We start from the raw sequence: 13,199 nt of genomic DNA, 5'->3' as shown, positions 1-13,199 counted from the left end.
GAATGGGGGGGCATGACTGGTTTTATTATGACACAGTCTGGAAAGCGGGAATCCAGGAACCCATCGAGCAGAGCTAAAAGTATAGGCAATATCAGCTTAATTTTTCAAATGCGTTTGCCCTGAAAGGTACCGTGACAATGTTATTTCATGTTTAGAAGCGGCAATATCGGGGACTCAGGTCTTGGAGAGAGCGTCTGCCTCTGGCAGTCGGCTATAAGGTCAAGCCCTGCAAGAATTGTCTGCCCAATCAGGGGTTCACTTGTTGGTGGTACTACGATACAGTCAGTGTTCATAAATCGATTGCCGATTTTAATGGTAACAGTACCAGCCACATCGAGTTCGTCCTTTCGTTCATCGGCGTAACGAACGATTGCCTTACGTAAAATCTTAAGATTCAGTTCTTCTACAATGTCCCTCGGCAGCATCAGCATTACAGCTCCTGTATCTACGAGGGCAGTTGTCGTGTATTTCCGTATTTCGCTTTCAAGTAATTTATTTTTTGTATATAAATACCTGTCCGCAAAGTTCTCCAGCTCTACTTGCACCCTTATTTCACCCATTTCTCCACCCTCTACTATATAGTACATTATAACCTTTTTGCGTCGTCAATATCCACAAAGAACACCGCATTGTGATACAATTGGTTTAGTATGAAAATAGAGAGTTACTTGAAGGTAAAGAATGTTTGACTTATTGGCCCTTGTGACAAGGAAAAGATATTGGCGGCTACACAGTCTGATTATAAAAGGTATACTTCAATCTTACGGAATAAATGTCGGGAAGGGTTTTTACATCGAGGGCACGCCTAAGTTAAAGATAGCAGGTAAGGCGTCGAATATCACCATAGGAAACAACGTATCAATTTTTGGTAACATTGACATAAGAAACAGAGAAAATGGTAGAATTATAATTGAGGATGATGTAAAAATTGACAACGATTGCAGATTCGTGGCGGCAAACGATGCAGTGTTAACAATAGGAAAAGGGACTGGTATCGGCCCCTACTGTATATTAAACTGTGGTGTTGATGTTACGATTGGGCGGGACTGTTTGATAGCCCATGCCGTTCACATACAGTCATCCGAGCATAGTCTGAAAAGAGGTGAGTTGATAAAAAATCAGGGACACACCTATGGTAAGATAACAATAGGTAATGATGTATGGCTTGCGGCAAATGTCACCATAATGAAGGGGGCAGAGATAGGCGACGGCTGCGTTGCAGGGGCGAAGTCGCTGATCAGAAAAGGCCGATATGAAGAGTATTCTATTTTAGCTGGAACTCCGGCGCGGAAGATTTCAGAGCGGCAGTAACCGCTGATAAAGGACAAATGAAATACTGTAAAAAATGTATATTGCCTGATTCAAGACCGGGCATTGAACTAAATGCCGATGGTGTGTGCAGTGCGTGCATCGGGGCTGAGGAAAAACGTGAAGCGATAAACTGGGAAGAACGTGAGCGTTCACTTGCAGCACTATTAAAGGAATATAAGGCCATAAATGGGCAATATGACTGTATAGTTCCGGTAAGCGGCGGCAAAGACAGCACTTGGCAGGCGTACACATTGAAAAACAAATATGGGCTAAAACCGCTGACGTTGACATACAAGTGCAAATACAGGACACCTTTAGGCCAAAAGAATCTGGATAATCTGATAAATATTGGAGTAGATCACATTGATTTCACGGTCAACCCGGATATAGAGAGAAAGTTTATGCTGAAGTCTTTGGAGAAAAACGGCTCTGTTTCACTTGTTGAGCATATGGCAATGTGGGCAATTACATTGAAAATGGCCGTCAGGTTAGGCATAGAGCTTGTAGTATGGGGTGAAAATCCAGGGCTTGAATACGGGGGAAACGAAAAAGACAGGGGTAATCCATACCTGAATCACGATTGGATAAAGAAATACGGCGTCACAAACGGTACATTTGCCGCTGACTGGGCAGACGACGATTTAACAATGGATGAGCTGTACACCTTCACGCTGCCAACTGAGGCAGAACTCTCAGAGGCAAGAATAAAGTCCATATTTCTGGGCTGGTACCTCAGGTGGGACCCGCTTGAGGTGGCCGAGTTTTCAAGAACAATTGGATTTCAGTGGGCAGAAAAGCCGGTTTTTGGGCTTTATCCTTATGCTGATTTGGACTGTGATTTTATTGTTATTCATCATTTTTTTAAGTGGTATAAATTTGGAATTACAAGGCTTTGGGACAATCTGTCGATTGAAATAAGAAACAACAGACTAACCAGAGAAGAGGCTGTCAACTACATTAAAAATAATCCGGAGCCAATCCCGGAATTGCAAATAATAAACCTATGCAATTTTTTGAATATTACGGTGGAGAGATTTTGGCAGATAGCCGAGGCGCACAGGAATCTTAACATATGGCAGCAAGGCAAAAACGGTCACAAAAACGGTCAATGGTATTTGCCTGCCCTTGTAGAAGAGTTCGGCTTTTGGCCCGATACCTATTAATAAACGCTGAAAGGACAGCCGCATGAGATATGACTTTAAAGAGACCCCGCGCGTATTTGAAGTTAAAGGATTCGGGATAAAAGACTATGGCAAGGTGTACCTGCAAGACGGCGAGATGGTTTCCTTTGTTACGGAAAGCGGCAGGGAATGTGATTTCACGGCAAAGGACTGGGGTTTTTACTTAGGCCCATCGGTAAACAGCAGATTAAAAAACCAGGGATTCAAGGTAGCATTGGTTATAAATGAACAGGGGCAGTTATACGTCAACGCTGTAGAAGTTGATAAAATTGATGAGTTTAAACAATACCTCAGGACAAATCAAAACAACACCATACTCTGCTGGCTTGATGAATGGCTGCACAATAGATGAGAAATAAAGCAAAGAAAATCTGTATATTATGCAGATAGAACTATTTGGGAGGCAACACTAATGCAAAAGGTTTATTTAGATTCATTGAATAAGTTGAAGAACGAGATGGAAAAGAAGAGTAATTCCTGCTATCTTGCATACGTGAAAGTCGCAGCACTGACCGTTATGAACATGAGATATGAAAAAATAGCCCTTAATAAGCAATTGAATGACCATCCATATAGCTTAACAAAAAATATAATAGAAGATGCACTTACCATGTTTAACACTATGTGCGATGCCTCATTTATTGAATCTGGTAAAACGATAGAGAAAACAAAAAGCCGCGAGAAAGAACTGAAACATCAGCAGTTGTTTAATGAGATATGGAATAAATACAACCCTGAAGAATTCGAAAGCTACATTGACAGATATGTTTACAGAATTAAGATAAACAACTTGACCGATTTGATAAAAGACAAAGTCTGCGTAGATTTAGGATGCGGCAATGGAGTGTTTTGTTTTGCCCTGCTGAGATGTGGTGCAAAATATGCTGCAGGCATAGATTATGGAGAAAACAGCGTATTGTTCGCAAAACAGGTGGCAAAGGAAAGGAAAATTGAAGAGCGAACGAACTTCCTAACCAAATCTGTGTACGATACTCCATTTGAAGGGGATTTCTTTGATTTTGCCGTTCAAAATGGCGTGTTTCATCATCTTGACGATTACGAAAAGGCAATAGTTGAAGTGAAAAGGATACTAAAAAAAGGTGGATGGTTTTGGTATTATACCGATGGAGAAGGAGGGATAAGTTACGATCTATGGGATGCATCTGTTGAAATATTAAGGGATGTTCCGGGCGATTTTATTGAAAACATTTTAGTGTACATGGGTGTTAGCCGCAATAAAATTGTTCACCTAACTGACGGGTTGAGTGCCACATACGCGCATACTTCGTGGGATAAGATTACGTCGGTATTGTCAAAACATGGATTTGCCGATTTTAAGAGACTGACCGGTGGTTTTGATACCGATTTCGATTTGGATAAGATACAATCTGACCCCTACGGCAAAGAAAAATTCGGAGAGGGTGATTTACGGATTCTTTGTCGATTGGCCGAAAAATAAATGTGTGGGATAGCCGGTTTTATCTCTAAACCTGATTTTGACGCAGAATCAATCATTCGGCAAATGACGCTCACCATGACCCACAGAGGCCCGGACGATATGGGCTGTGAGGTGCTTCAGTTTGGCAAAGGGTATACCGCCCTGGGTCACAGACGTTTAAAGATCATAGACCTGTCCAGCTTGGGGCATCAACCGATGGCTAACTCCTCCGGCACTATTTATATCAGCTATAACGGCGAAGTATATAATTACATGGAACTCAAAGACGAGCTGACTCGCTCCGGTGCCTCATTTGTCTCTACAAGCGATACCGAGGTAATCCTAAAGGCATACGAAGAGTGGGGGACTGAGTGCTTTAGTAGATTTAACGGCATGTGGGCTATAGCCATTTTCGATAAGAGCAGAGAAAGACTCATACTCTCCAGAGACCGAATGGGAGTAAAACCCCTTTATTATTACAGGACATCTACAGATTTTGTCTTTGCATCGGAGATAAAGGCCATTTTAAGGCACCCTAAAATAAAAAAAGAGCCTAATTTAGATAAAATATTCAGATACGTTAGCCGCAGTTACCGCTACGTTGACTCAGACGATATGTCCTTTTTTAAGGACATATACCAAGTCCCCAAGAGTTCTTTTATCGAAATAGATGAGGCGCTGAATTCAGAGACAACCACGTACTGGCGTCTCAATCCAAATCTCATTCGCCGCGACATAAAAGACGAGGACGCGGTAGAGCAATTCCGGTACATATTTGTAGATTCCGTAAGGCTAAGACTAAGAAGCGACGTGCCTGTTGGCGCTATGTTAAGCGGAGGGATGGACTCGACATCGATAACCTGTGCCGCGTATAAACTATTAAAAAACCCGATTGTGACGTTTTCCGGGGTAACCGGCGACCAAAAAGGTGTATACGACGAGAGTGAGTATATAAACAGCGTAATAAGAGATACGAACGCTGATTATCACTATATTAAACCAGACCCTGCTGACATATTCGAGACCGTAGAGGAGATGCTTGGGTTTCATGACGAACCAATATGTACTGTAACGTGGTACAGCTTATATCTAATCGCGAAAAAAATAAAAAACGAAGGAATCCCAGTCGTTTTAAACGGCCACGCCGGTGATGAGCTGCTTGCCGGGTACTGGGACCATTACCATTATAACTTCTACGACCTATTTGAAGACGGCGAAGTATATACGATGTATGACGAGATTACCGCGTGGAGGGACAATCACAGGCGCGCTAAAGACGAAGTCAACAGGACAATCAAATATATTACGTCGATGAAAAAAAACAGGGAACTTGAGCCTGCTAAGTTTACAGATTATTCGTATTTGCTGAAAAAGGACATTGTCGAACAATATAAGACCGTGTTGAGCCAACCCGGTCAGTTCCCTGATGAACTATCGAGGAGGCTCTATCTGGAATTATTGTATGAAACAGTACCGGCAACCCTGAGGCCGGAAGACCGGAACACCATGTCTCAGTCAATAGAGTCGCGCTCACCGTTTTTGGACTATAGATTAATAGAGTTCTGTTTCTCCCTGCCTGGCAGACTAAAGATAAGAAACGGTCTGGGTAAATGGATTTTACGCGAGGCAATGAAAGGCGTTCTTCCCGAAGACGTGAGGACACGTAAAGATAAGTCAGGCTTTATTGCCCCTGCCGATAAGTGGTTCAGGACTATCAACAGAGACCAGATGTATGCCCTGATAAACTCCGAATCACTGAAAAGGCGCGACCTGTTCGACATCAGGCAGCTCAATAGAATGTTTGAAGAGCATGTTTCTGGGATGTACAATCATCAGATGATATTATGGCAGATAATGAATTTAGAGTTATGGTTCAGGAGGTTTTTCGATGAGTAGCGGCAGGGTTTATATTATAGCGGAGATTGGGATAAATCATAACGGATCGTATGATAATTGCCTCAGAATGGTTGACGCCGCCGTTGAGGCAGGGTGTGACGCGGTAAAGCTGCAATTTTTCAGGGCAAAGCATTTATATCCCAAAAGTGCCGGAGAGTTGGACTGGAGAGATTCAAAGGGTGAATACTCATATAATATTTATGGGGCGGTTGAGGGATTTGAAATTCCCGAAGACTGGATAGAAAGGCTGCTTGTTTATTGTACATCTAATAATATCGAGCTCTTATCGTCAGCCTCTGACCCACACGGGGTGGACGTCCTTCTTGCAAAAGGACTTAAGAAAATAAAACTCACGTCTTACACTATCACTAACACGGTATTAATCGAACACTGCGCCAAGACCGGTGTGCCAATTATTATGTCCACAGGAGGGGCAACGCTGGGCGAAGTGGAAACAGCCGTCTCGATTGTCGCGAAGTATCACGACAAATTATCTCTGCTTCACTGTTCAATTCAGTATCCGACTGCGCTTGTCGATTGTAATCTTGGCGTGATAGAGACGTTTCGCTATGCTTTCCCGGGCATTACCACAGGCTACTCAGACCACACGATTGAGGTTGTTGAAGCGCCGGTTCAGGCAGTATATATAGGTGCGCAGATTATCGAAAAACACATAACACTCAATAGGTCAATGAGCGGCCCAGACCATTTCTTTGCCCTTGAGCCGCATGACCTGAGCAATATGGTTTCGGCAATAAGACAGGCTGAGTCCGATTATAAACTCGGCTCTTTCGAGATAGACAAATTAATCTACGGCAGCACGGCAAAGACCGTTGGTACTCATGAGAAATATTTGAGGGATTTTGCCTTTATGAAACTCTTTGCAAACAAAGACATACGACAAGGCGCGACTATTAGACCCGAAGACATTTCTATCTTACGCCCGGGCAAAAAGAGGCATGGCCTTGACCCTGCGTATTTAAGATTATTTGAGGGGCATGATATAAAGGCAAAAAGCCCCGTATCTTTCGAAGACCCCATTACATGGGACCTGATATTATAAGTAATTTTGATATTATGCGATGGCAAACGAATTCGACAGGATAATAAAGGAAACATTACGTGAAGGCCTTGATGTACTTCTTGAGCAGGTATTGCATATCAAGTATAAGGCAATCAGGCAAATAGACACGAAACTTCAAATAACCGACGAGCGCGAGGCGGATTTCATTGTCGTAATTGAAAAAAACAGCGGCAAGCACGAGATATTTCACATAGAGTTTCAGGCGAATAACGATTCAAAGATGGCACACCGGATGCTGCGCTATGCCATTTACCTTGATGAAAAGTATGACTTGCCCATTCATCAGTATTTGTTTTATGTAGGCAGGAAACCGTTAAGAATGAAAGGAAGACTGAAGAGGCCGTTTGTAGATTACAACTACAATATAATAAACTTTAAGGACATAGACTGCGGGATTTTTATTAATTGCGAACGAGTTGAAGCCCTGGTGCTGTCAATACTGTGCGATTATAAGGGTAAGGACGTGAGTATATTTATCCGTGAGATATTGTGTAAAATAAAAGAGAGGGTAAAAGAGGAGACACTACGGGGCAGATACATAAGGCAATTGGAAGTGCTGTCTAAATTAAGAAACTTGCAGGGAAAAGTGAATAAGGAGGAATCGGGTATGGCGATAGTATATGACATAGAGACTGATATAAGATATCGTCAGGGACTTACTAAAGGACGCAAAGAAGGTCGTGAAGATGGCAGAACCGAGGGAAGACGTCAGGGGCTAAAGGATGGCCTGATAGAGGCGATAGAGCTGGCGGTCGAGTTGAAATTCGGCGCTCAAACCATCAAATTAATTGATGGTATTAAATCGATTAACGATATAGACAGACTCCATCAGATAAAAGAGCTGATTCGGCGCGCCAGTTCTATTGACGAGGTAATATCAGAGTTAGGACGTTGTGGCTGATGCGTCTGATTTGAAAATTACCGCAATAATTGGAGCTGGCAAACTGGAGACTGCCCTGTCAACCATAGTTGAGGCGGTTAATGAGTGATTTAATCATAAGCGGTAACGGTGGCGTGTTTTACTTTAGGTATCTCCCCTGGGACACCGAATTTTTTGGCAGGAGGTCATACGTCCTTGACATTGATAAATTAGTATTTAAACCAAGTTCCGAAATGAAAGGACATATAATACATAGACTTAACGATAGTTTCGTCACAGCAAAGATAAATACCGGACTTGGGGTAGAGACAATCAGTTTTTTGGAGGACTGCGGCTTTTACTACGTAGATACGGAGGTAAGGCTTCGACACGTGAGGCACGAGCGCACGGGGGACAATTGCGCTATTGAAAATGTGACGATAGAAAGACCGGACACTACAGCCGGTCTTCCCTGTGAGCTGCTTGGAGTTGCGTTTACGCATACGAGATTCCATACGGATTTCCACATTGGTGTTTCAAAAGCCGACCAGTTATGGATAAGCTATCTGAAAAACTATCGCCCCTCGCCAACTGGACATCTGTTTACGGCAAATATAAACGATGATGTCGCTGGCATTATCGTTGTGAATACCAGCGCTTTTGATGCCACATTTTTCTTCGTCTCGGTGATAGATAAATTTAGAAACAAAGGAATAGGCTCAAAACTTATTAACAGAACTGTTGAATGTTTTGACGGATACAATATCTTCACAGGAACTCAGATAAAAAACACCGCTGCCTTAAATTTTTATATCAGAAATGGCTTTACATCGATTGATTCTACAAAGACTGTATTACACTACTGGGGAGCCGCTAATCGGCGCAGGTAAATCAGTGTTTGCAATAAGCATAGTATTGTGATATAATCAACTTTAGAGGATAGTGAGCTGATGAAAGTAGCGTTTATAAACCCCTCATTAAGACCTGAGTCAAAGCGGAGACAACTTCCCGTAGGGCTTGCTTATATAATGACGGCTGTTAAAAAGGTCGGCTATGACTTCGACCTTATCGATATGGACATCAATAATATGAGCATGTCTGAGCTGGCGTCAATTATGGACAATACAACATACGATATCTGTGCCTTCGGATGTATTGTCACAGGTTTCAGATTTGCAAGAGAAATTGCTGATATTGCAAAAAGGTCAAACCCCAATATTGTAATTATTGCTGGCAATTCGGTAGCTAGTTCTATTGCAGAGATACTATTGAATAATACAAAAGTAGATATTGGTGTAATGGGTGAAGGAGATATAACGATAGTTGAGCTTATACAAACCATAGAGACAAAAAAGCCGCTGTCAGAAATTAAAGGAATCGCCTTTAAAGACAATGGAAAGATCTTTTATTCTCCACCACGCCCGCCAGTACAGAATATTGATGAGATTGGTTTTCCAGACTGGGATTTATTCGATCTAAAGAAATATGAGAAATATTCAGCAGTCAACACAAACATTTCGTCCATTGATAATATGGTTTCATATCCATTGAATGCCGCAAGGGGATGCACGCACAACTGTTCGTTTTGTTATCACGTTTTTAAGGGACAAAGATACAGGAAATACTCAGAAGACGCGGTCATGGATGAAATCAAAAGATTACATTATGGGTATAGTTGCAACTTTATCTCATTCTGGGATGAACTGACCTTCTCAACTATTAAAAGTGTAGACAACATGGTTAATAAAATCATGGGGCTGGATTTTAAAATTGCATGGGAGGCTTCATCCAGAGGGAATTTATTTAAGAATGAACATCTTGAATTAATCAACAGGATGAGGGAAGCAGGATGTGACAGCATAAGTTATTCCTTGGAAAATGCAAGCCCTGAGATACTTGCGGCTATGAATAAGAAAATGAAGGTTGAGCAGTTCATCGAGCAGTCTAATGTGCTTTGGAAAGGCGGCGTGACACCACTGACCAGCGTTATTTTCGGATACCCGCAGGAAACCCCTGAATCGATAGAGGCGACAATCAAGGTATGTGAAGAGTGCAATATATTTCCCAGTGTGGGATTTATACTTCCGCTGCCTGGTACGCCCATATATGATTGGGCAAAAAACAATGGTCATATCACAGATGAGGTCAAGTACCTGGAGAGAATCGGCGACAGGCAGGATTTTCATATAAATCTGACCACCATGTCTGACAGTGAACTCGTTGATACGGTAACGGAGAAGCTGACCGCGTTATCTCTTAAACTCGGGTTAAAACTCGATTCGGTATTCAAAACCGTAACATATCAAAAACCTATAATTAATGAAAACAAATACTCAGATATTTAAGAGACTAATCAATAACGACGGGAATCATTTCTCAACGGCATCTGATACACTTTGTTAAACATGCAATCGATTAATGATGTACCTGTTGTTTATTCCCATGCACATTGGCATCGGAGGATTGATCTTGGCTTAATAATAACAAGGGCATTGTAATAATATGACTCGTCGTCAAGATCACTGTTTTCTTTGTTGAAGTCATCGAATTTAACCTTATCGGATGAAGAAGTAAAAAACATAAGACGCTTTGGGGAAGAAATCCGATATTTCTGCAGTGAAGCCTCAAAATTGTCTTTCTGCCATGCTACAACATCATGCCTCACAACAAGGCTTTCTTGTCTAGTGGTATTACGCAAGTCAACCCGCTCCTTGCTGCCAATCCAAAGCAGATCATTCACTGCTTCCCAAGCCTTGTTATCATGATTAGGAGTTATACCAAAATCTCTCAAATGCTCCAACAGGACTTCATGGTGCCATGCCCTTTCAATCCAAATCAACCTTGCAGTATAAAGGACATTTATTGTATTAGCAACTGTTACTTCATTATTATCCCTGCGATAATCATTAAACAGCTTCTCTTTCACAGCATCGGCAGTTTCATAGAGTTCACTGCGGAATGCTTTGTTCAAATCGCTGAGAAAACCAATATATTCCTTATTCCACTGCTTGTCCGGATTCGGTGACATAAACTTCAGGAAGAAATCAAATGTTTCCACGCCTAAACCATCTAACCCCCTGAAAAACAACTTATAAAACCCTGGACTGCCAATAGCAAAAAGTATAAAATTCAACCTTCTCAACTCCAGGTAATCATCAAAAGAAAATGTATTTGATTCAATTACAACCTCAGATGTTTCTGCAGAAAAACGACCATCTATTTCCATATAACTAGGTCCTTGAGCTCGAAACCTGGTAACAATCCCATGTTGTTTACGCTCAGAGGCCCTGTTTAACACAGAGCCATTAAACAGAATAAGGTTTACAGTGTGGATAAAGTCAAATTTACGAAAATATGCCCGCCTCAGCATTTCAATAAAGGACTGAAGTGTTTCGTTTGGAAGGCCGAATATTATCTCAGCGCTACATTCTATATTGTGCTGTCTTGCCCAGCTTATGGCCTCTGATATTTCCTGACTTTCTAAGTTACGCCGTTTTACAGATTTCAGCGTATCTTCATTTTCAGATTGCAGAGCCACTATTAACCCCGATACATTAAGTCCGAGGAGCTGTTCCATAACAGCACGCGCACGCTGAGAAAACCTCTTGTCTGTGTATACTTCCACACTGTCCGGATATCCAGTTTTTACGTGATTTTCCTTGATAAAGGCGGCTATGTCAACATCTCTGTCAAAGACGCCAAAGTTTAGGTCGGCAACAAACAGAGGCAGGTTGCTCAGGCCCTTATATTTGCTAACAATAAATGTAATTTCTTCTTTTACCTGCTCCAGAGGGAATTGTCTGAGTTTATCGATGCTTCTTCCTGCAGCACAAAATTTGCAGGTGTGAGGACACCCTCTTACTGTTTGAATTAATGGACGATACGGCGCTTTCAGAAAGTTATCCAGTATCCCTGTCAGATATGGTGAAGGAAGTGTTTTCAAATCAAAAGCTGCTCCAACCTCTCTGCCGACAACTAAATCAGTACCATCACGCATAACAACACCATCTATAGGTCCATTGTGTAGTATGCCTTTACGGCTGCCAAGCAAACAGCCTACAATGTTTGAAAATCCCAGTTCCCCATCATTCGGTATTATTGCGTCAACACCTGTCAACAAATTGAACAACGACATTTGAATGCCAGGGTCAATGTCTATGGAAGGCCCGCCTGCCACTATGACCGGTTCTTTTCCTAGTTTGTCGCGCACCGCACTAATAAGAATCCTAGTCAGGTCGGTATTCCAGAAATATAATGAGAAACCAACAATATGCGGACTAACCAAGTTAATGTCATCTAAAAACCTGACAGGGTCCTTGTAGAGTTTTATATCAACACTGTCTCCGAATCTAGCCTTTGTATATGAGGCTACATAGCCAATATTCAGCGGTACGTATACCAAATCTAACGTCAACCTGTTCAAATACGACAGGTCTGCAAGCATTATCCGAAGCTTTCCCATATAGTGGCGCTATTATATCATATTTAGCAAAATAGTTCTTTTGTAAAAATAGAGCCATTTGCAAAATGGATAACTAAATGTGTATAATTATGTATTAAATTGTGAGGAGGGAATATGCCAGGAGGAGTTTTTGACGGATTTGACCCAAAAATCCCCAAAATTGTTCCAAAGAAATCGTATGTGTTCATTACAATTGCAATTGCAGCAGTATTGGTGCTGCTTATTATTAATCCTTTTGTTACCATAGGTGCCGGTGAGAGGGGCATAGTGCTTAACTTTGGGGCGGTACAGCCTATTGTGCTTAGTGAGGGGCTTCATGTGCTGATTCCCATAGTGCAAAAAGTCATCAAGATGGATGTACGCGTACACAAGTCCCAAACAAATGCCGAGGCTTCATCGAAGGATTTGCAGGAAGTTACATCTGTAATCGCTATCAACTACCACATCCTTCCCGATAAGGCGAACATTATCTATCAATCCATCGGTACAGGCTACAAGGAGAGGATAATCGACCCGGCGGTGCAGGAGATTGTAAAGGCTGTAACGGCCAGATATACAGCCGAGGAATTGATAACAAAGAGACCGGTAGTCAGTGCTGAGATGAGGGGCGGTCTGGTTGAGCGTCTGATTAAACATCAAATTGTGGTAGATGAGTTTTCTATAATGAATTTCTCCTTTTCCAAGATTTTCATGGAGGCCATTGAATCAAAACAAACCGCCGAGCAGTTGGCGCTGAAGGCATCAAGGGATTTGGATAGAATCAAGATTGAGGCCGAACAGAAGATAACACAGGCAAAGGCAGAGGCAGAGGCCCTGCGGCTTCAGAAAGAAAACATATCGCCTGACCTGATAAAGCTCCGCAGAATCGAGGCGACAATCAAGGCCATAGACAAGTGGAACGGTATACTGCCAAAGGTTACTTCTCAAAATATGCCGTTTATTGATGTAAAAGAACTGGAACACTAATT

12 protein-coding genes are annotated in these 13,199 nt (G+C 42.0%); 10 read left to right on the top strand and 2 right to left on the bottom strand.

The features are described 5' to 3' along the window. Nucleotides 1-140: 140 nt before the first annotated feature. The gene (locus ASN18_RS06950) at nucleotides 141-587 is read right to left on the bottom strand and encodes an aspartyl protease family protein (protein ID WP_085052014.1); all 447 of its coding nucleotides are present in this window, start codon (nucleotides 585-587) and stop codon (nucleotides 141-143) included. A gap of 94 nt (nucleotides 588-681) precedes the next feature. Between ASN18_RS06950 and ASN18_RS06945 the strand changes: the two genes are divergently transcribed. The 9 genes from ASN18_RS06945 to ASN18_RS06905 all read left to right on the top strand — a co-directional run bounded on the left by ASN18_RS06945 (nucleotide 682) and on the right by ASN18_RS06905 (nucleotide 10,114). Beyond that, complete coding sequence (locus tag ASN18_RS06945) at nucleotides 682-1,311, top strand: acyltransferase (protein WP_085052013.1); 630 nt, start codon at nucleotides 682-684, stop codon at nucleotides 1,309-1,311. A 17-nt stretch (nucleotides 1,312-1,328) separates the two neighbouring features. Beyond that, complete coding sequence (locus ASN18_RS06940) at nucleotides 1,329-2,474, top strand: N-acetyl sugar amidotransferase (RefSeq protein WP_085052012.1); 1,146 nt, start codon at nucleotides 1,329-1,331, stop codon at nucleotides 2,472-2,474. A gap of 22 nt (nucleotides 2,475-2,496) precedes the next feature. Next, entirely contained in the window at nucleotides 2,497-2,844 is a 348-nt protein-coding gene (locus tag ASN18_RS06935) for a hypothetical protein (RefSeq protein ID WP_085052011.1), read from the top strand. Between the two features lie 60 nt (nucleotides 2,845-2,904). Beyond that, nucleotides 2,905-3,951, top strand: coding sequence for a class I SAM-dependent methyltransferase (locus tag ASN18_RS06930; RefSeq protein WP_085052010.1), 1,047 nt, complete (start codon nucleotides 2,905-2,907; stop codon nucleotides 3,949-3,951). Continuing rightward, nucleotides 3,952-5,826 (top strand): asparagine synthase (glutamine-hydrolyzing), encoded by a 1,875-nt coding sequence (gene asnB, locus ASN18_RS06925; protein ID WP_085052009.1) that lies wholly within the window; start codon nucleotides 3,952-3,954, stop codon nucleotides 5,824-5,826. After that, nucleotides 5,819-6,889, top strand: a complete 1,071-nt coding sequence (locus ASN18_RS06920; RefSeq protein WP_085052008.1) for an N-acetylneuraminate synthase family protein — start codon at nucleotides 5,819-5,821, stop codon at nucleotides 6,887-6,889. The genes asnB and ASN18_RS06920 overlap by 8 nt, the downstream gene beginning before the upstream one ends. Before the next feature lie 19 nt (nucleotides 6,890-6,908). Next, nucleotides 6,909-7,811 (top strand): RpnC/YadD family protein, encoded by a 903-nt coding sequence (locus tag ASN18_RS06915; RefSeq protein ID WP_085052007.1) that lies wholly within the window; start codon nucleotides 6,909-6,911, stop codon nucleotides 7,809-7,811. An 80-nt stretch (nucleotides 7,812-7,891) separates the two neighbouring features. Continuing rightward, the gene (locus ASN18_RS06910; protein WP_085052006.1) at nucleotides 7,892-8,659 is read left to right on the top strand and encodes a GNAT family N-acetyltransferase; all 768 of its coding nucleotides are present in this window, start codon (nucleotides 7,892-7,894) and stop codon (nucleotides 8,657-8,659) included. A 60-nt stretch (nucleotides 8,660-8,719) separates the two neighbouring features. Beyond that, nucleotides 8,720-10,114, top strand: coding sequence for a B12-binding domain-containing radical SAM protein (locus tag ASN18_RS06905; protein WP_085052005.1), 1,395 nt, complete (start codon nucleotides 8,720-8,722; stop codon nucleotides 10,112-10,114). A gap of 89 nt (nucleotides 10,115-10,203) precedes the next feature. Here ASN18_RS06905 and ASN18_RS06900 read toward each other — a convergent pair whose 3' ends face one another. Beyond that, on the bottom strand, nucleotides 10,204-12,231 hold the full coding sequence (locus ASN18_RS06900; RefSeq protein WP_085052004.1) for a B12-binding domain-containing radical SAM protein: 2,028 nt from the start codon (nucleotides 12,229-12,231) through the stop codon (nucleotides 10,204-10,206). Between the two features lie 114 nt (nucleotides 12,232-12,345). Here ASN18_RS06900 and ASN18_RS06895 point away from each other — a divergent pair, with 114 nt between their 5' ends. Further along, a complete protein-coding gene (locus ASN18_RS06895; RefSeq protein WP_085052003.1) occupies nucleotides 12,346-13,197 on the top strand; it encodes a prohibitin family protein in 852 nt (283 codons plus the stop codon). Nucleotides 13,198-13,199 lie beyond the last annotated feature (2 nt).

It is taken from the genome of Candidatus Magnetominusculus xianensis (assembly GCA_001541255.1).
In the GTDB taxonomy this organism is placed as follows: Bacteria; Nitrospirota; Thermodesulfovibrionia; order Thermodesulfovibrionales; family Magnetobacteriaceae; genus Magnetominusculus; species Magnetominusculus xianensis.
Note: the sequence above shows the minus strand (reverse complement) of the source record. Positions and strands in the feature narration are given on the sequence as shown.

Coding starts and splice junctions, on each gene's coding strand:
- ASN18_RS06950 (WP_085052014.1), bottom strand. CDS start 587: ATGTACTATATAGTAGAGGGTGGAGAAATGGGTGAAATAAGGGTGCAA.
- ASN18_RS06945 (WP_085052013.1), top strand. CDS start 682: ATGTTTGACTTATTGGCCCTTGTGACAAGGAAAAGATATTGGCGGCTA.
- ASN18_RS06940 (WP_085052012.1), top strand. CDS start 1,329: ATGAAATACTGTAAAAAATGTATATTGCCTGATTCAAGACCGGGCATT.
- ASN18_RS06935 (WP_085052011.1), top strand. CDS start 2,497: ATGAGATATGACTTTAAAGAGACCCCGCGCGTATTTGAAGTTAAAGGA.
- ASN18_RS06930 (WP_085052010.1), top strand. CDS start 2,905: ATGCAAAAGGTTTATTTAGATTCATTGAATAAGTTGAAGAACGAGATG.
- asnB (WP_085052009.1), top strand. CDS start 3,952: ATGTGTGGGATAGCCGGTTTTATCTCTAAACCTGATTTTGACGCAGAA.
- ASN18_RS06920 (WP_085052008.1), top strand. CDS start 5,819: ATGAGTAGCGGCAGGGTTTATATTATAGCGGAGATTGGGATAAATCAT.
- ASN18_RS06915 (WP_085052007.1), top strand. CDS start 6,909: ATGGCAAACGAATTCGACAGGATAATAAAGGAAACATTACGTGAAGGC.
- ASN18_RS06910 (WP_085052006.1), top strand. CDS start 7,892: ATGAGTGATTTAATCATAAGCGGTAACGGTGGCGTGTTTTACTTTAGG.
- ASN18_RS06905 (WP_085052005.1), top strand. CDS start 8,720: ATGAAAGTAGCGTTTATAAACCCCTCATTAAGACCTGAGTCAAAGCGG.
- ASN18_RS06900 (WP_085052004.1), bottom strand. CDS start 12,231: ATGGGAAAGCTTCGGATAATGCTTGCAGACCTGTCGTATTTGAACAGG.
- ASN18_RS06895 (WP_085052003.1), top strand. CDS start 12,346: ATGCCAGGAGGAGTTTTTGACGGATTTGACCCAAAAATCCCCAAAATT.